This window comes from Ferrovibrio sp. GW821-FHT12D07 (assembly GCF_058807275.1).
Genome location: NZ_JBXAQN010000002.1, coordinates 37,922 through 52,883 on the forward strand (window position 1 = coordinate 37,922; position 14,962 = coordinate 52,883).

The following is a 14,962-nucleotide window of genomic DNA, read 5'->3' on the forward strand; positions in this document are numbered from 1 at the left end:
CGGCTAGAGTGATGGCTTGAAGGTTTTTCGGGGAGGAGCGGGTATGCGTCTGTCTGGCAAGGTGGCGATTGTGACCGGCGGCGGTTCGGGCTTTGGCGAAGGCATCGCCAAGCGCTTTGCCGCCGAGGGCGCCTCTGTCGTGATCGGCGACCTCAACCTCGCCGGCGCCGAGCGGGTGGCGGCCGAGATCAACAAGGCGGGCCAGAAGGCGCTGCCGGTGGTCGCCGATGTCAGCCAGGGCGTGCAGATGAAGGACTTGGTGAAGGCCGCCGTCGATGCCTTCGGCGGACTGGACATCATGGTCAACAATGCCGGCATGCCGCAGCGCAACGCCTCGCTGCTGGCGACAGACGAAGCCACCTTCGACAAGATCTTCGCCGTCAACGTGAAGAGCGTCTATCTCTCGGCCCAGCATGCGATCCCCGAGATGCGCAAGCGTGGTGGCGGCGCCTTCATCAACATCGCCTCGACCGCCGGCGTGCGTCCCCGCCCCGGCCTGGTCTGGTATAACGGCTCCAAGGGCGCGGTGATCACGCTGACCCGTGCCATGGCGGTGGAACTGGCGCCGGAACAGATTCGCGTCAACGCGATCAACCCGGTGGCCGGCCTGACGCCGATGCTCAAAGAATTCATGGGCGGCGAAGAGACGCCCGAAATGAAGGCGAAGTTCGTCAGCACCATTCCGATCGGGCGTTTCTCGACGCCGCAGGATATCGCCAACGCCGCGCTCTATCTTGCCTCGGATGAAGCGAACTTCATCACCGGCGTCTGCATGGAGGTCGATGGCGGGCGATGCATATGATCAAAACACTGCTCATGACCACTGCCCTGCTACTGCCGCTGGCGGCGCAGGCGCAACAGACTCCGCCGGCCGGCGCGCAGACCACCCCGTCCACGCCGCAGATGACCGATCCGCGCGCCGCCGCCGAACCGGACAGCAAACCGATCAAGCCGCAAGGCACACCCGGGGGCGCGCCCAAGGCCTCGAAAAGCACCACCGCGCCGCCGCGCAACCAGACCATGGCCTTCACCCTGCCCGACCTGGTGCCGATTGCGGAAATCCCGCGCGGCAAGGCGGTGATGCTGCAGGGCATCCTGTATTCGCCGCAGGCCACGACCTTCGTGATCAATGACGGCAATTCCAGCCAGGTGGTGAATATCGGTCCGACCTGGCGCGACCTGACCAAGGCCAAGGCCGGCGACCGCATCCGCGTCATCGGCCAGATGGACCCTTACGGCACACCGGTCTTCCGCGCCGGCAGCCTGATGCTGGAAAACAACCGCATCGTGATCGTGCCAAGCAGCTAGGCGTCAGCGCAAACGGCGATACAACTCGTCCGTCGCCATGCCGCGCATTTCAGCAATGGCTGCGCGCTTGTCCTTCAGGCTGGGGCGCAGCAGTCTGACGATGGCCGGATAGCCGGCCACCTGCGCCAGCGCCACCAGCGAGATGTAGCTGGCCTGTCCGTGATGAGACAGCCCCTGGATGCGTGCAATCAGCGCAGCATCGCGCTCTGCCGGTTCCAGCCTCTGCCCCGCAACGCTGGAAGCCTCGCGGATCAGAGCCCACATTGAACGGGAACGCAGTGCCTTCGGTGATGCACCGAGTTCGGCGAAGGCATCCTCCAGACGCTTCAGCCTGCGCCGGGTATAGCTGACGCCTTCACGACAGAGCCGTTTCAGCGACCGTGCCTGCGCTGCTGCACCTAATATGGTGCCTGGCGCGCAGCACCTGCTGGTCGGCGCTGTAGGTGCGCCGCAGTTCATCGAGCAGACGTCTATCGAGTGAGTCAGGCATGGTCGCATCCGGTTGCAGGTCACATCTGAACCAGATGACAGCGGAACAGTTCCCGCGTCAGCGCCGCGCCTTGCCCGGGCAGCGCTTGTATTTGGTTTTCACCTGGCCCAGCTCGGTGCTGCGGACATGCCGCATGTAATCGGGCCAGGTCTTGAGGCCCTCCACCAGATTGCCCAGCGCCACGCATTCCTGCGGCGCGAAATCTGAAATCTGCCGCGAGGCCACCGTGGCGTTGTTGGCGCGCTGCTCGGCGTAAGGGTCATCGGGCCAGTTGCGTTTATAGGCTTCCGACCGCACCTGCACGGCATCACGGAACTGCTGCGCGTTGGCTTCATCAAAGGCGCCCCACAGCGGCAGGATGGTGCCGTCCAGCCCGCGCCGGGCGCAGGCGCGCGCCTGGTCACGGATCACCATGCCGCCGCGCACGATGGCCTCGGCCTCAAGTTCGGGATCGGTCATGCAGATGTTGGGGGTCTTGGGCCGACGGCCGGGGCCGAAGGTGGTGAAGCCCGAATCTTCCTGCGCCATGGCCGGCGCAAGGAAGGCGAACACCAGCAGCGCGGCGACAAGACCGCGGCGCAGCAGCTTAACGCTTGTGATGGCCAATGGCGGCGACGAAGGTGGCGGCGGCATCGGCGGCCATGTCGGCTTGCGAGGCGGCGACGGGCGGCGACTGGTCGAGCGCCTGGCGCACGGCCAGCGCTTCCTGCGGCGGCAGGCGCTTCAGAATCTCGGCGGTGCGCTCATCTCCCGCCACGCGCAGGAAAGCCACCAGCTTGTCCCGGCTCATCCACTCAACTCCCAAGGTCCGTCTGGGTATACTCTACCCCAGTTTGCCTCTGTACCATATGGCGGTTAAGGCCCGGTTACGGCCAGGCTTTCCGGCCTAGCCCTTGGGCTTTGGCGCGGCCTTCATCATCGCCAGATAGATCGGCATGACGATGTTGGTGAACTTGTTCTGGCCGTATTGCAGTTCGTCCATCGCCGCCTTCACCATCTGCACGGTGGGATAATAAGGCACGATGACATAGCCATGCTTGCGCAGCGCCAGAACCACGGCATTGGCCTGCTTGGTGTAATTCTCGAAGAAATAGCTCTTGTCGGCGTCCTTGATCGCTTCCGAGATCACTTCCACCGCAGCGATCGGCTTGATCGCCTGTGGTCGCCAGTTGTAGCCCTCCGGCGGACCGTTGGGCGGCGGCGGGGTCTTGTCATCGGAAGCTGCCATACGCGTGAACTCAGTTGGCCGGCAGGCGAACGCCGTTCGGCCACTGGCGGGCGGTTTTCTTCAGCTCGGGGTTCTTGACCGGTACCTTGAACTCGTCCGGGCTCTTGATGCCGTCGGGCCGCTTGACGTCGAGCTCGCGCACCGCATGCGCCACCTTGTATTCCATCGCCGCTTCGGACGGCTGGCGCAGGCGCATTTTCACATGGGCCTCGCGGAAGGCCTCGGCCACGCGGCGTTCCAGCACGCTGCCCGGCCCGCTGATGCGGCGGCGGATGATGATGCCCAGTGCGTCGATGTTGAGGCCGATGATCGCATGCAGACGCGTGGTCGGCTGCGACAGCCCGGCGCAGAGATTCTTCAAGCTGTCGGCATAGAGCGTGATCAGCGGATAGCCGAACAGGCTGCCCTGCCCCTTCAGCTCCAGCGCCAGATCATGAATCCATTCGTAATAGCGGGCGCGACTGATCGAGTTGAACTTCGCCGACCCCCAGGCTTCCTTGAGGGTCTGCAACGTCTCGATGGCAGCGGCTTCGAATTCGGCCTGGTTCTTCACGATGACCTTCTCGATCTGGCCGCGCAGTTCGGCACTCAAGCGCACATCATGGCCGCGCTTGTAGTTCACCGCCTTGCGTTTCAGGTCGCCCCGGTTGGCGATCAGCCGTCCGGCGGCGTACGGGTCGAACATCGCAGCCCTCGCTCGCAATCCGCCCGTTTCGCCTCAGCAGAAGCGAATCGGACAGCCTGCCACGAAATGATCGTGGCAGTGGAAGCAGTTAGCAACAGGGAAAGCGCAGCCTCGTCCGGCTGCGGGCGCGACGTCGCGACTGGTCAGGCGTCGCGCTTGATGACCCGCAGGCGGTGGTTGCAGATGTCGATCTTGTCCGCCATGCGGGCGCGCCAGATCTGGTCGGCTTCCCGCTCGGTCTGGAACGGACCGTAGCGTTCCTCGGTTCCGGAAATCGGAGCCGGGTCAGCCAAGTCCTTGAAAATGCCGCCTTCAACGTAAAACTGGGTCATGGTCCTCATCCTCCGGTCCGATCCGGATCAGGCTTGATACTATCCCGCACCTGCGAAGGAATGTGTAGCCCGTAAAAGGTTGTAAGTTGGTAACTGCCCTCACGGATTCAGAGGGTAACGGGCAGCCAGGGCCGATTCGACCGTCCCGACCACGCCGCCCCAGCCGGCTGCCCCGTCCCGGTCCTGCCGGAAGCAGCGCAGGCCCGGATAGATCGGACTATCGAGCCGCTCCAGCCCCCAGTACCACAGCAGGCCATGCCCCGGCGCCGGCAGCAGCAGCCAGGTCTCGCAGCCCAGCGATCCGGCCAGATGGGCGGCGGTGTTGCTGCTGGTGATCACCAGATCGAGGGCTGCGTATTGCGCGGCCGCCGCATCCAGGTCGCCCAGCGGATCGACCGCCGGGTCGCGCCAGAGCGACAGGCCCTGCGCATCCATCCCGGCGCGCTCGGCATCGGTATCGCCATATTGCAGATCGACCCAGCACAGGTCCTGCCGGCGCAGCAGCGGCGTCAGGACGGCCAGCGTCAGCGACTTGAGCGCGCCGTATTGCTGGTTGCCGCTGCGCCAGGACAGGCCGATGCAGGGACGGCCGGCGGCCTGCGCGGCCAGGCGGCTGCGATAGGCGGCGGTGGCGGCGGGATCGGCCTGCAGGAAACCGGTAAGCATTGCGACAGAGTACGGGCCGGCCGAAGATGATGCCAGCATGACGTCAAATGATCCGATTCAGTCTGATCCGATTCAGACCGGCCTTGCGGCGCTGCAGGCCGGCGACATGGAGGGCGCGCTGGTGGGCTTCAGCGCCGCGCGGCGCAACGATCCGGCCAATATCGGGTTGCTGCGCGCCGTCGTCACGCTGTACCAGCGCACCGGCCGCTGGCATGAGGCCTGGTCGACCGCCGAGACCGGCCTTGTGCTGCTGCCCGGTGATCCCGCCTTTGCCGATGCGCGACTGGCCGCGATGGCAGCCGGCGGATTCCATGCGGCCGCGCTGACGCTGGCGCAGCGTCAGGCCGCGCTGTTGCCACAGGATGCGCAGGCGCAGTTCCGTCTTGGCGACCTGCTGCTGAAATGCGGCAATGCGGATGCTGCGCTACAAGCCGGGCGCAGGGCGCTGACGCTCAGCACCGATCACGCGGAAGCCCTGCTCATGAGCGCCGAGGCCGCGTTCCGCGCCGGCGACATGACGGCGGCACGCGGCTGGCTCGATCACGCCGTCGCGCGTGAACCCGGAAACCGCAGCGTGCGCATGGCGCGCGCTACCATCCTGCTCAGCCTGGGGATATGGATGCCGGGGCTGGAGGATTACGAATATCGCCTGCAGCCGGGCGGCGCGGAGCGCGTGACACGCACCGGACTGTCACTACCGCGCTGGGACCGCCAGGACCTGCGCGCCGGCACGCTGCTGGTGATCGCCGAACAGGGCGTGGGCGACCAGATGCGGTTCCTGCGCGACATCCTGGCGCTGCAGCCCTTCTGCGGCCGCCTGATCGTGGAATGCGCCCGCCGCCTGACACCGCTGTTCCGTCGCAGCCTGCCGGCCGACACGGTGACCGTGGCGACGGCGCAGGAGCAGCGCCTGGCAGATGGCGGGCATCGGTTCGATTACAGCTGGCTTGCGGAATTGTCGCCTGGCCACCCGCCGGCCGATGCCTATATCGAGATGGGCAGTCTGGCGCTGCGGCTGCACGAGCGCGGCCTGCCGCCGGACCGGTCCTCCTGACCGGTGCGCCGGTCCGACTCCGGCACCGGCCAACCCCCTGTTTTTTCGCAATATCCGGTAGGTTGACGGGGGAGCCGCCGCGACCTATGGTCGCCGCGCTTTTCGGGCCTGCCGGGCCCGGAAATGACCTCTGTGAGCCCGTAGCTCAGCTGGTAGAGCAAGCGACTTTTAATCGAGAGGTCCCGGGTTCGAATCCCGGCGGGCTCACCACTTTCCAGCCGCCAATAGCATTCCTTCTCCGCCTGTCGGCATTATATGCTGGCTCAAAAGGTAAGGAGGCGCCGTGAATCGCCAGGCTGTCGACAGCAGGTTACGCATCGACCCTGATCTGCACTTTGTCCGGCCCGAGCTGACCGGCGTGCTGGCGCTGTGGGAGGAAAAACGCGACGGGCGCGCCGTACCCGACCGCAGCGATTTCTCGCCCTTCATGCTGAAGCCGTATCTGCCGCGCGTCATCATCTATGAAGCCGTCGAAGCCCGGCCGCGCCGCCGCTTCCGCTTTCGGCTCTACGGTACGATGATCACCCACTATACCGGCCGGGACGCCACCGGGCGCTTCCTCGACGATGTGATGCCGCCGGCGACCTATGCGGATTTCCGCGATACGCTCGAGCGCCTGCTCACCGAGCAGCGGCCCCTGCGGATCAACGGATCGCTGAACTATCTCGACCGCCAGTTCATCCAGTTTGAATCGATCTGCCTGCCGCTCACCGTGGCTAATCGCGTCGAGCAAGTCCTCAACATCACCTATTACGACGACGAGGCCGGATCATGACGGATGACAAAGCCCGCCAGACTGCCGATGCCCAGCTGACCCGCGCGCTGCGCCGCTGGGAAGGCGAAGGCGGCGCCGTCGAGGACCATCACCTTGCCGTCTCGGAAAGCAATGTCCTGAAATGCCTGGGCGCCGCGGTGGTGATGAGCTGGAATGACCTGCCGCAGACGATCCAGCGCGCGCTGTTCCTGCATGCACTTGAGGTCAACGATTCTTACGATCCGGAAATGCTGAAGGCGCAGATCGGTCGTTTCCTGCATCTCCACAAGGATGACGAGGCCTACAAGGTCTAGGCCCGCATAAAAAAGGAGGAGCAGCCTGCGCCGCTCCTCCCCTGTTCGTTATCAGACAGATCAGAGCTTGCGGTTGCGCAGCAGATAGTCGGCGACCTGTACTGCCATCTGATCCAGCGCTTCCGAGGTCGTGCCGGCGAAGATGTGGCCGCCCGAGGACTTGCCTTCGGCGCGCATCTGACCAAGCGAAGTGTTGGTCTTGCGGTCGATCACGTCGACATCGGCGACGATCTTGGCCTGGCCCGCCAGTGCGGCGAACAGAATGCGCGAGGCCTGGCTGACTTCCGACACCTCGATGATCGTCACGTCGAGCATGATGTCGGCGCTGTTGGGATCGCCCGGCAGGGAGGCAAACACGCGCTTGTTCAGCAACTGCATGTTGATGGTCTGACGCAGGCTCTCGGCCACGCTGTCGCGATTGGCAACCGCACTTTTCACCACAACGGTACCGGTCTTGGTGCTGTCAACATTGACGCTGGTCTTGGATGTCTGCTGAATGCCGCCGCCAGCCGCACAGCCGACTAGCAGGAGCAGCGCGAAAACGCTGCCTACGATACGCTTCATATTGGTCTTCCCCTTTGGTGGACTTGCGCTGCCTGCGCAGCGGGGACGTTAGGCAATCATGGGGTTTTTTGCAACTTCCCGGGGAAATCCTGCGCTATTTTCGTCGGGCTGTCGGCGACTTATCTGCCGGTTTGGTTTCGAAATCGGCTGGGCTGGTGATCTCCAGCAGTTCCATGTCTTTTGAATAGGCCGTCAGCTCGTGGCGGATTTCCGGCGGCTGCAGCACGCAGTCGCCAGCCTTCAGCGTGAACACACCCTCGCCTTCGTAATCAAAGGTGACCCAGCCCTTCAGCACATAGACGAGCTGGAAATCCAGCTTGTGATAATGCCGGCCAGCGCTGGTTTTCGATACCGTGGCAGCGCGGATCACCTCGGCGTTGAAGCAGCCGTGGGTCGCGTCCTTGATGCCGAGATCGCGATAGGCGAAGAAGGCGCGCAGGCCATCACGCTTGAACTTGGCGCCTTTGGCGCGGCTGAGCTGGAATGTCTGCGGCTTCGGTTTCTTCTTGGCGACAGCCATGCGTTTCTCCCTCGATGGGAAAACGCTATCACCAATGATGGACGATGCGGAAGAGCAGATGCGCCAGGCCATAGGCCACGGCAGCGAAACAGGCGGCGATCCCGAAGACCTTCAGATGCCGCAGCAGCATGGCTATGACACTGCGCCGGTCAACGGCTCCACGTCACCGAGCGCCTGCCCGGCATGGAAGTCGGCTGCGAAAGCCTCGAGCTTGCCTTCGCCAATGGCGGCGCGCATGCCGATCATCAGGTCCTGATAGTAAGTCAGGTTATGCGCCGTCATCAGCATCGAACCGAGGATCTCGTCCGCACGCACCAGATGATGCAGATAGGCGCGGCTGTAGCTGCGGCAGGCTGGGCAGCGGCAATGTTCATCCAGCGGCCGCGGGTCTTCGGCGTGGCGGGCATTACGGATGTTCAGCGTGCCGCGCCGGGTGAAGGCCTGTCCGTTGCGGCCAGAGCGCGTCGGCATCACGCAGTCGAACATGTCGATGCCGCGCTGCACCGCGCCTACGAGGTCGGATGGCTTGCCCACGCCCATCAGGTAGCGCGGACGATCCTGCGGCAAATGCGGCACGGTGACATCCAGCGTGCCGAACATTTCGGCTTGCGTCTCACCCACCGCCAGACCGCCGACGGCATAACCGTCGAAGCCGGTCTTGATCAGTCCCTTGGCCGACTGCTCGCGGAGCGATGCATTGGTGCCACCTTGAACAATGCCGAACAGGCCGTAGCCGTCGCGCAGCTTGAAGGCGGTCTTGCAGCGCTCGGCCCAACGCAGGCTGAGCTGCATCGCTTCAGAGACACGCTTGTCATCGGCCGGCAGCTTGATGCATTCATCAAGCTGCATGGTGATGGTGGCATCGAGCAGATTCTGGATCTCGATAGAGCGTTCCGGCGTCAGCTCGTAGCGCGCGCCGTCGATATGCGACTGGAAGGCCACGCCCGCTTCAGTGACCTTGTTGAGCTGCGACAGCGACATCACCTGGAAGCCGCCGGAATCGGTGAGGATCGGGCCCGCCCAGTTCATGAACTTGTGCAGGCCGCCCATCTTGGCAACACGCTCGGCCGTCGGCCGCAGCATCAGGTGATAGGTATTCCCCAGGATGATCTGCGCTCCGGTCTCGGCTACGGCTTCCGGCGTCATCGCCTTCACCGTCGCCGCCGTGCCCACCGGCATGAAGGTCGGCGTGTCGATCGCGCCATGGGCGGTTTCGAGCCTGCCCTTGCGGGCGGCGCCATCGGTGGCGGAAACGGAGAAGCGGAGGGTCATGTGCGGGCTGCGGCCTGTCTGAACAGCAGGCTTGTATCGCCGTAGGAGTAGAAACGGAAGCCCTTCTCGACCGCATGGGCATAGATCGCCCGCTGCAGCCCCTGCCCCACGAAGGCCGCCACCAGCATCAGCAGGGTGGATTTGGGCAGGTGGAAGTTGGTCATCAGGCCGTCGGCGACCTGGAAGCGGAAGCCGGGGGTGATGAAGATATCGGTCTCGCCGGTGAAAGGCTTCAGGCCGCCGTCCCGGGCTGCAGATTCCAGCAGCCGCAGCGAGGTCGTGCCGATGGCGATGACCCGGCCGCCGGCAGCCCTGGTCTGCTCGATGGCGGCAACCGTCTCGGCCGTCACCTCGCCCCATTCGGCATGCATTTTGTGGTCTTCGACGCGGTCGACCTTGACCGGCAGGAAAGTACCCGCGCCCACATGCAGCGTGACGCGCGCAAAGTCGAGCCCGGCAGCCTTGAGGCTGTCGATCAATGCCGGGGTAAAGTGAAGCCCGGCCGTCGGTGCGGCAATCGCGCCAGTCTTCTCGGCGAAGATGGTCTGGTAGTCAGTCTTGTCCTGCGCATCGGCCTTGCGCTGCGCCACGATATACGGCGGCAGCGGCATGGCGCCGGACTCGTTCAGCGCCAGCAGCAGCGCCGTGTCGTCGCGATCAAAGCGCAGGATCAGCTGGTCGTCGCGGCGTTCGACCATCTCGGCGGTGATGCCGCCATCGAACAGCGCGCGGTCACCCTCCTTCAGGCGCTTGGCCGGACGCGCCATCACGCTCCAGCAGCGGTCGCCGAGCGATTTCAGCAGCAGCGCTTCCAGCTTCACCTCGGGATCGCGCTCGCGCCGGCCATAAAGCCGCGCCGGGATCACCTTGGTGTCGTTGAAGACCAGCAGGTCGCCGGCACGCAGCAGGTTCGGAAGATCGGCCACCGTGTAGGCTGCCGGATCGATCTCGCCACCCGTGACATGCAGCAAACGCGCCGCTTCACGCGGCACAACCGGCCGCTCGGCGATCAGGGTCGCCGGCAAGTCGAAATCGAAATCGGAGACCAGCATACGTCAGCGCCCCCCGCTCTGGAGGGCCGCGATCAGTCTTCGTCGCCGGCGAGGCGCAGCGAGATGATCTTGTCGGGATCAGTCACGCTGCCGTTCTTGGCCTGGCTGCCGCGCTTGATAGCGTCGACATGCTCCATGCCCTCGGTCACCTCGCCCCAGACGGTGTACTGGCCGTCGAGGAAGCGGGCATCGGCGAAGCAGATGAAGAACTGGCTATCGGCGCTGTTGGGGTTCTGGGCGCGCGCCATCGAGCAGGTGCCGCGCACATGCGGCTCCTTGGAGAATTCCGCCTTCAGGTTCTGGCCCGAACCGCCGGTGCCGTCGCCGCGCGGATCGCCGGTCTGGGCCATGAAGCCCTCGATCACGCGATGGAATTTCAGGCCGTCATAGAAATGCTGGCCAGCCAGTTCCTTGATGCGCGCGACATGGTTCGGCGCAAGGTCGGGGCGCAGCTTGATCGTGACACGACCGTCTTTCAGTTCGAGATAGAGGGTATTGTCCAGGTCGTCGCTCATGGAGGAAATCCTTCTTACTTGACGTCGGCGGCAACGCGCAGCCGGATGATCTTGTCGGGGCCATCGACGGCGCCCGAACCGGGCGCGCCCTTCTTGATGCGGTCAACCAGCTCCATGCCGCTCACGACGCGGCCCCAGACGGTATACTGGTTGTTCAGATGCGGCGCGTCGTCGAGGCAGATGAAGAACTGGCTGTCGGCGCTGTTCGGATTGTTGGTGCGGGCCATCGAGACCGTGCCGCGGCGATGCTGCTCGGCGCTGAACTCGGCGTTCAGCTTCTGGCCCGAACCGCCTGCGCCGGTGCCGGTCGGATCGCCGGTCTGCGCCATGAAGCCGCGAATGACGCGATGGAAGACCACGCCATCATAGAAATTCTTGCGCACCAGTTCCTTGATGCGCTTCACATGGGTGGGCGCCAGGTCGGGGCGCATCACGATCACCACGCGGCCGAATTCCAGCTCCATGAACAGCGTGTTCTCGGGGTCGCTGGACTGCGCCTGCGCAGAAAACGGCAGCGCGAATAACGCGGCTGCGGCGATGCCCAGTTTAACAAACTGACGACGGATCATTCTTCACCCTTTTCCTTGCGGGCGGCGATGCTGGTGCGCATGCGCTCGGCCACGCGCGGCGAGACGAACGGATTGATGTCGCCGCCCAGCATGGCGATTTCCTTGACCAGACGGGAAGCAATGAACTGGTGGTTGTCGGATGCCATCAGGAAGACGGTCTCGATTTCGGAATTCAGGCGGGCATTCATGCCCACCATCTGGAATTCATATTCGAAGTCCGACACCGCGCGCAGGCCGCGGATAATCATGACCGCGCCCAGGTCCATGGCGAAATGCATCAGCAGGTTGGAGAACGGCTTGACCTCGAACTCGGTCGCGCCGGGCATCAGCGGGCCGATCTCCTCGCGCACCATCTCGACGCGCTCTTCCAGCGAGAACAGCGGACCCTTGCCGACATTGACGGCGACGCCGACCACCAACTTGTCGACCAGTTTGGCCGCGCGCTTGATGATGTCGTAATGACCCTTGGTAACCGGATCGAAAGTGCCCGGGTACAATCCGATCCGCTGCCTGGTCATTGCGCCTCCCCCAGATTTACGCCGGCGTGTCGCTCTCTGCGTCTCCGGCATCGTCGGCGGAGCCTTCATCCGGCCCCGCTTCATTGGGGCCACTTTCCGGCAAATGCGCGACCGACGCAACCTTCTCGCCGTCGCCCAGCTTGAAGATGATGACGCCCTGGGTGCTGCGGCCGGCGATGCGGATATCGTCAACCGGGCAGCGGATGACCTGACCGCCATCGGTGACCAGCATGATCTGGTCGTCATGCTCCACCGGGAAGGCGGCGGCAACATTGCCGTTCTTCGGCGTGGTCTCGATATTGATGATGCCCGAGCCGCCGCGACTGGTGATGCGGTATTCGTAAGCCGAGCTGCGCTTGCCGTAACCCTTTTCCGTAGCGGTAAGGATGAACTGCTCAGCTGCCTGCAGCTCGGTGATGCGGGTCATCGGCAGGTCGGATGACAGCTCGACGCCGGTCTCGCCTTCACGGATGCGGCGCTGGGCCGTGGCATACTTGAGATAAGCCTCGCGTTCTTCCGGCGCGGTCTCGATATGACGCAGCACCGACATCGAGATCACATGATCCTCGTCGGCCAGCTTCATGCCGCGCACGCCGGTGGAGGCGCGGCTCTGGAAGGTGCGGACATCGGCGACCGGGAAGCGCACACACTTGCCGGCATAAGACGCCAGCAGGATATCGTCCTGCTCGGTGCAGGGCAGCACGCCGACCAGACGGTCGTCGGCATCCTCACCCTCGAACTTCATGGCGATCTTGCCGTTGGCGTTGATCGAGACGAAGTCGCTGAGATCGTTGCGGCGGACATAGCCCTTGGCGGTGGCGAACATGACATGCAGTTCGCCCCACTTGGCCTCGTCCTCGGGCAGCGGCAGCACCTGGGTAATCTTCTCGCCTTCCGCCAGCGGCAGAAGATTGACGAAAGCCTTGCCGCGCGACTGCGGCGTGCCTTCGGGCAGGCGATAGACCTTCAGCTTGTAGACGCGGCCGATATTGGAGAAGAACAGCACCGGCGTATGGGTGCTGGCGACCAGCACGCGGGTGACGAAATCCTCGTCCTTGGTGCTCATGCCGGTGCGGCCCTTGCCGCCGCGCTTCTGCAGGCGATAGGTCGACAGCGGCGTGCGCTTGACGTAACCGCCGAAGCTGACCGTCAGCACCATGTCCTCGCGCTGGATCAGGTCTTCGTCGTCCTGCTCGAACTCCATCTCGGCGATCTGGGTCCGGCGCGGCACGGCAAAGCGCTCGCGCATCGAGACCAGTTCGGCGCGCAGGATGCCCATCAGCTTGTCGCGGCTACCCAGAATCGACAGGTATTCGTTGATCTCGTCGGCCAGCTTCTTCATCTCGTCGCCGATCTCGTCGCGACCCAGCGCGGTCAGGCGCTGCAGGCGCAGGTCGAGGATGGCGCGGGCCTGGGTTTCCGACAGCTTGTACTTGCCGTCGATCACCTTGTGGCTCAGGTCGTCGATCAGTCCGATCATGTCAGCCACGTCATGGGCCGGCCATTCGCGGGTCATCAGCTGGTCACGCGCGGTCTGCGGGTCGGGCGCGGCGCGGATGGTCTTGATCACCTCGTCGATATTGGCCACCGCGATGGCCAGGCCGACCAAGACATGGGCGCGGTCGCGCGCCTTGTTCAGCAGGAAACGGGTGCGGCGCAGGATCACTTCCTCGCGGAAGTTCACAAACGCGGCGATCAGCTGCTTGATGTTCAGCAGTTCGGGCTTGCCGGCATTGAGCGCCAGCATGTTGACGCCGAAGCTGCTCTGCAGCGGCGTGAAGCGGTAAAGCTGGTTCAGCACGACCTCGGCCATGGCGTCGCGCTTGATTTCGACCACCACGCGCACGCCGTCACGGTCGGACTCGTCGCGCAGATCGGAAATGCCCTCGATCTTCTTGGCGCGCACCAGTTCGGCCATCTTCTCGATCATCGAGGCCTTGTTCACCTGATACGGAATCTCGGTGATGATGATGGCTTCGCGGTCCTTGCGGACCTCTTCGAAATGCACCTTGCCGCGCACGATCACCGAGCCGCGGCCGGTCCACATGGCCGACTTGGCGCCAGCGCGGCCCAGGATGATGCCGCCAGTGGGGAAATCGGGGGCCGGCAGGATTTCGAGCAGCTGCTCCAGCGTCACGTCGGTGTTGTCGACATAGGCGCAGCAGGCGTCGATCACCTCGCCCATGTTATGGGGCGGGATGTTGGTGGCCATGCCGACGGCGATGCCGTTGGCGCCATTCACCAGAAGATTGGGATACTGGGCCGGCAGGACGGTCGGTTCCTGCGTGCTGTCATCGTAGTTCGACTGGAAGTCGATGGTGTCCTTGTCGATATCCGTCAGCAGCGCTTCCGCCGCCTTTTCCAGGCGGATTTCGGTGTAACGCATGGCCGCGGCCTTATCGCCGTCCATCGAACCGAAGTTGCCCTGGCCGTCGAGCAGCAACTGGCTCATCGAGAAGGGCTGCGCCATGCGCACCATGGCGTCATAGATCGACTGGTCGCCATGCGGGTGATACTTACCCATCACGTCACCGACGACGCGGGCCGACTTGCGGTAGGGCTTGTCCGACAGATAGCCGTTCTCGTGCATCGAATAGAGGATGCGGCGATGCACGGGTTTCAGACCGTCGCGCGCATCGGGCAGCGCACGCGACACGATCACGCTCATGGCGTAACCGAGGTACGAGCGCTGCATCTCCTCTTCGATGGAGATCGGCTGAATATCCTGCGGAGACTTGGTCTGATCGGTCACGTAACGGGCATCCGGAACTAGGGTTTTAAAGGGCGTTTTTTGAGCGGAATCGCATGCCCGAAACGGACCGGAATCGGCCCTGGAATCAGGTCGAGAAAACTACCATGTCGGGGGTCGCCGCAGCAACGTTCCGGGGGGTGTTTTACCCCCTGAAATCAGGGGTCAAAAAGGCCGGTTTTCAGCCAGTTCCACTGGTCCTCGCCGCAGGCCGCCAGCATGGGGCTTCCACCCGGCGGATCAGAGGCCCGATAGAGCGCCATCGAGTCGCCGGACCACGCCGCCGGCCTCGCAAATTAGCAGCGCGCCCGGGGCGTGATCCCAGGGGATTCCGCGGCCGGGGGCCTACATGTCGATGGCAGTCATACCGGC

21 protein-coding genes and 1 tRNA gene are annotated in these 14,962 nt (G+C 64.1%); 6 read left to right on the plus strand and 16 right to left on the minus strand.

What is annotated here, in order from left to right:
* The first annotated feature begins 43 nt into the window (after nucleotides 1-43).
* Nucleotides 44-802, plus strand: a complete 759-nt coding sequence (locus AC1RRE_RS11945) for an SDR family oxidoreductase (protein ID WP_492981404.1) — start codon at nucleotides 44-46, stop codon at nucleotides 800-802.
* Complete coding sequence (locus AC1RRE_RS11950; RefSeq protein WP_492981405.1) at nucleotides 799-1,308, plus strand: hypothetical protein; 510 nt, start codon at nucleotides 799-801, stop codon at nucleotides 1,306-1,308. Before AC1RRE_RS11945 ends, AC1RRE_RS11950 begins: the two co-directional genes overlap by 4 nt.
* A gap of 3 nt (nucleotides 1,309-1,311) precedes the next feature.
* On the opposite strand, the gene AC1RRE_RS11955 is transcribed toward AC1RRE_RS11950, so the two are convergent.
* From AC1RRE_RS11955 to AC1RRE_RS11990, 8 genes are all read right to left on the minus strand, one after another.
* A complete protein-coding gene (locus tag AC1RRE_RS11955; protein WP_492982929.1) occupies nucleotides 1,312-1,713 on the minus strand; it encodes a YciE/YciF ferroxidase family protein in 402 nt (133 codons plus the stop codon).
* On the minus strand, nucleotides 1,664-1,798 hold the full coding sequence (locus AC1RRE_RS11960; protein WP_492982964.1) for a hypothetical protein: 135 nt from the start codon (nucleotides 1,796-1,798) through the stop codon (nucleotides 1,664-1,666). The genes AC1RRE_RS11955 and AC1RRE_RS11960 overlap by 50 nt, the downstream gene beginning before the upstream one ends.
* Nucleotides 1,799-1,855: 57 nt before the next feature.
* A complete protein-coding gene (locus tag AC1RRE_RS11965) occupies nucleotides 1,856-2,404 on the minus strand; it encodes a hypothetical protein (protein WP_492981406.1) in 549 nt (182 codons plus the stop codon).
* Complete coding sequence (locus AC1RRE_RS11970; protein ID WP_492981407.1) at nucleotides 2,385-2,588, minus strand: magnesium and cobalt transport protein CorA; 204 nt, start codon at nucleotides 2,586-2,588, stop codon at nucleotides 2,385-2,387. The genes AC1RRE_RS11965 and AC1RRE_RS11970 overlap by 20 nt, the downstream gene beginning before the upstream one ends.
* Before the next feature lie 96 nt (nucleotides 2,589-2,684).
* Nucleotides 2,685-3,026 (minus strand): hypothetical protein, encoded by a 342-nt coding sequence (locus AC1RRE_RS11975; protein WP_492981408.1) that lies wholly within the window; start codon nucleotides 3,024-3,026, stop codon nucleotides 2,685-2,687.
* A 10-nt stretch (nucleotides 3,027-3,036) separates the two neighbouring features.
* Entirely contained in the window at nucleotides 3,037-3,711 is a 675-nt protein-coding gene (locus AC1RRE_RS11980; protein WP_492981409.1) for a hypothetical protein, read from the minus strand.
* Nucleotides 3,712-3,854: 143 nt separating this feature from the next.
* On the minus strand, nucleotides 3,855-4,043 hold the full coding sequence (locus tag AC1RRE_RS11985; protein WP_492981410.1) for a DUF4170 domain-containing protein: 189 nt from the start codon (nucleotides 4,041-4,043) through the stop codon (nucleotides 3,855-3,857).
* A 99-nt stretch (nucleotides 4,044-4,142) separates the two neighbouring features.
* Nucleotides 4,143-4,709, minus strand: coding sequence for a hypothetical protein (locus AC1RRE_RS11990; protein WP_492981411.1), 567 nt, complete (start codon nucleotides 4,707-4,709; stop codon nucleotides 4,143-4,145).
* Between the two features lie 37 nt (nucleotides 4,710-4,746).
* Here AC1RRE_RS11990 and AC1RRE_RS11995 point away from each other — a divergent pair, with 37 nt between their 5' ends.
* The 4 genes from AC1RRE_RS11995 to AC1RRE_RS12010 all read left to right on the plus strand — a co-directional run bounded on the left by AC1RRE_RS11995 (nucleotide 4,747) and on the right by AC1RRE_RS12010 (nucleotide 6,831).
* On the plus strand, nucleotides 4,747-5,763 hold the full coding sequence (locus tag AC1RRE_RS11995) for a tetratricopeptide repeat protein (RefSeq protein WP_492981412.1): 1,017 nt from the start codon (nucleotides 4,747-4,749) through the stop codon (nucleotides 5,761-5,763).
* A 134-nt stretch (nucleotides 5,764-5,897) separates the two neighbouring features.
* Nucleotides 5,898-5,973, plus strand: a tRNA-Lys gene (locus AC1RRE_RS12000).
* 73 nt (nucleotides 5,974-6,046) lie between these two features.
* Nucleotides 6,047-6,538 (plus strand): PAS domain-containing protein, encoded by a 492-nt coding sequence (locus AC1RRE_RS12005; RefSeq protein ID WP_492981413.1) that lies wholly within the window; start codon nucleotides 6,047-6,049, stop codon nucleotides 6,536-6,538.
* Nucleotides 6,535-6,831: a hypothetical protein gene (locus tag AC1RRE_RS12010; protein WP_492981414.1), complete on the plus strand. Its 297-nt coding sequence runs from the start codon at nucleotides 6,535-6,537 to the stop codon at nucleotides 6,829-6,831. The genes AC1RRE_RS12005 and AC1RRE_RS12010 overlap by 4 nt, the downstream gene beginning before the upstream one ends.
* 60 nt (nucleotides 6,832-6,891) lie before the next feature.
* Here AC1RRE_RS12010 and AC1RRE_RS12015 read toward each other — a convergent pair whose 3' ends face one another.
* The 8 genes from AC1RRE_RS12015 to gyrA all read right to left on the minus strand — a co-directional run bounded on the left by AC1RRE_RS12015 (nucleotide 6,892) and on the right by gyrA (nucleotide 14,593).
* Entirely contained in the window at nucleotides 6,892-7,395 is a 504-nt protein-coding gene (locus tag AC1RRE_RS12015; protein ID WP_492981415.1) for a DUF4410 domain-containing protein, read from the minus strand.
* Nucleotides 7,396-7,489: 94 nt separating this feature from the next.
* On the minus strand, nucleotides 7,490-7,915 hold the full coding sequence (locus AC1RRE_RS12020) for a cupin domain-containing protein (protein WP_492981416.1): 426 nt from the start codon (nucleotides 7,913-7,915) through the stop codon (nucleotides 7,490-7,492).
* 132 nt (nucleotides 7,916-8,047) lie between these two features.
* Entirely contained in the window at nucleotides 8,048-9,187 is a 1,140-nt protein-coding gene (gene tgt, locus AC1RRE_RS12025; protein WP_492981417.1) for a tRNA guanosine(34) transglycosylase Tgt, read from the minus strand.
* Complete coding sequence (queA, locus tag AC1RRE_RS12030) at nucleotides 9,184-10,239, minus strand: tRNA preQ1(34) S-adenosylmethionine ribosyltransferase-isomerase QueA (protein WP_492981418.1); 1,056 nt, start codon at nucleotides 10,237-10,239, stop codon at nucleotides 9,184-9,186. The genes tgt and queA overlap by 4 nt, the downstream gene beginning before the upstream one ends.
* Nucleotides 10,240-10,271: 32 nt before the next feature.
* Nucleotides 10,272-10,754, minus strand: coding sequence for a peptidylprolyl isomerase (locus AC1RRE_RS12035; protein WP_492981419.1), 483 nt, complete (start codon nucleotides 10,752-10,754; stop codon nucleotides 10,272-10,274).
* 14 nt (nucleotides 10,755-10,768) lie between these two features.
* Nucleotides 10,769-11,323: a peptidylprolyl isomerase gene (locus tag AC1RRE_RS12040; RefSeq protein WP_492981420.1), complete on the minus strand. Its 555-nt coding sequence runs from the start codon at nucleotides 11,321-11,323 to the stop codon at nucleotides 10,769-10,771.
* Nucleotides 11,320-11,841, minus strand: coding sequence for a pantetheine-phosphate adenylyltransferase (gene coaD, locus AC1RRE_RS12045; protein ID WP_492981421.1), 522 nt, complete (start codon nucleotides 11,839-11,841; stop codon nucleotides 11,320-11,322). Before coaD ends, AC1RRE_RS12040 begins: the two co-directional genes overlap by 4 nt.
* Before the next feature lie 16 nt (nucleotides 11,842-11,857).
* Nucleotides 11,858-14,593 (minus strand): DNA gyrase subunit A, encoded by a 2,736-nt coding sequence (gene gyrA, locus AC1RRE_RS12050; RefSeq protein ID WP_492981422.1) that lies wholly within the window; start codon nucleotides 14,591-14,593, stop codon nucleotides 11,858-11,860.
* Between the last annotated feature and the right edge of the window lie 369 nt (nucleotides 14,594-14,962).

Bases quoted from the DNA above. Each gene is read 5' to 3' on its own strand.
- AC1RRE_RS11945 (WP_492981404.1), top strand. From the start codon at position 44: ATGCGTCTGTCTGGCAAGGTGGCGATTGTGACCGGCGGCGGTTCGGGC.
- AC1RRE_RS11950 (WP_492981405.1), top strand. From the start codon at position 799: ATGATCAAAACACTGCTCATGACCACTGCCCTGCTACTGCCGCTGGCG.
- AC1RRE_RS11960 (WP_492982964.1), bottom strand. From the start codon at position 1,798: ATGCCTGACTCACTCGATAGACGTCTGCTCGATGAACTGCGGCGCACC.
- AC1RRE_RS11970 (WP_492981407.1), bottom strand. From the start codon at position 2,588: ATGAGCCGGGACAAGCTGGTGGCTTTCCTGCGCGTGGCGGGAGATGAG.
- AC1RRE_RS11975 (WP_492981408.1), bottom strand. From the start codon at position 3,026: ATGGCAGCTTCCGATGACAAGACCCCGCCGCCGCCCAACGGTCCGCCG.
- AC1RRE_RS11980 (WP_492981409.1), bottom strand. From the start codon at position 3,711: ATGTTCGACCCGTACGCCGCCGGACGGCTGATCGCCAACCGGGGCGAC.
- AC1RRE_RS11985 (WP_492981410.1), bottom strand. From the start codon at position 4,043: ATGACCCAGTTTTACGTTGAAGGCGGCATTTTCAAGGACTTGGCTGAC.
- AC1RRE_RS11990 (WP_492981411.1), bottom strand. From the start codon at position 4,709: ATGCTTACCGGTTTCCTGCAGGCCGATCCCGCCGCCACCGCCGCCTAT.
- AC1RRE_RS11995 (WP_492981412.1), top strand. From the start codon at position 4,747: ATGACGTCAAATGATCCGATTCAGTCTGATCCGATTCAGACCGGCCTT.
- AC1RRE_RS12010 (WP_492981414.1), top strand. From the start codon at position 6,535: ATGACGGATGACAAAGCCCGCCAGACTGCCGATGCCCAGCTGACCCGC.
- AC1RRE_RS12015 (WP_492981415.1), bottom strand. From the start codon at position 7,395: ATGAAGCGTATCGTAGGCAGCGTTTTCGCGCTGCTCCTGCTAGTCGGC.
- AC1RRE_RS12020 (WP_492981416.1), bottom strand. From the start codon at position 7,915: ATGGCTGTCGCCAAGAAGAAACCGAAGCCGCAGACATTCCAGCTCAGC.
- tgt (WP_492981417.1), bottom strand. From the start codon at position 9,187: ATGACCCTCCGCTTCTCCGTTTCCGCCACCGATGGCGCCGCCCGCAAG.
- queA (WP_492981418.1), bottom strand. From the start codon at position 10,239: ATGCTGGTCTCCGATTTCGATTTCGACTTGCCGGCGACCCTGATCGCC.
- AC1RRE_RS12035 (WP_492981419.1), bottom strand. From the start codon at position 10,754: ATGAGCGACGACCTGGACAATACCCTCTATCTCGAACTGAAAGACGGT.
- AC1RRE_RS12040 (WP_492981420.1), bottom strand. From the start codon at position 11,323: ATGATCCGTCGTCAGTTTGTTAAACTGGGCATCGCCGCAGCCGCGTTA.
- coaD (WP_492981421.1), bottom strand. From the start codon at position 11,841: ATGACCAGGCAGCGGATCGGATTGTACCCGGGCACTTTCGATCCGGTT.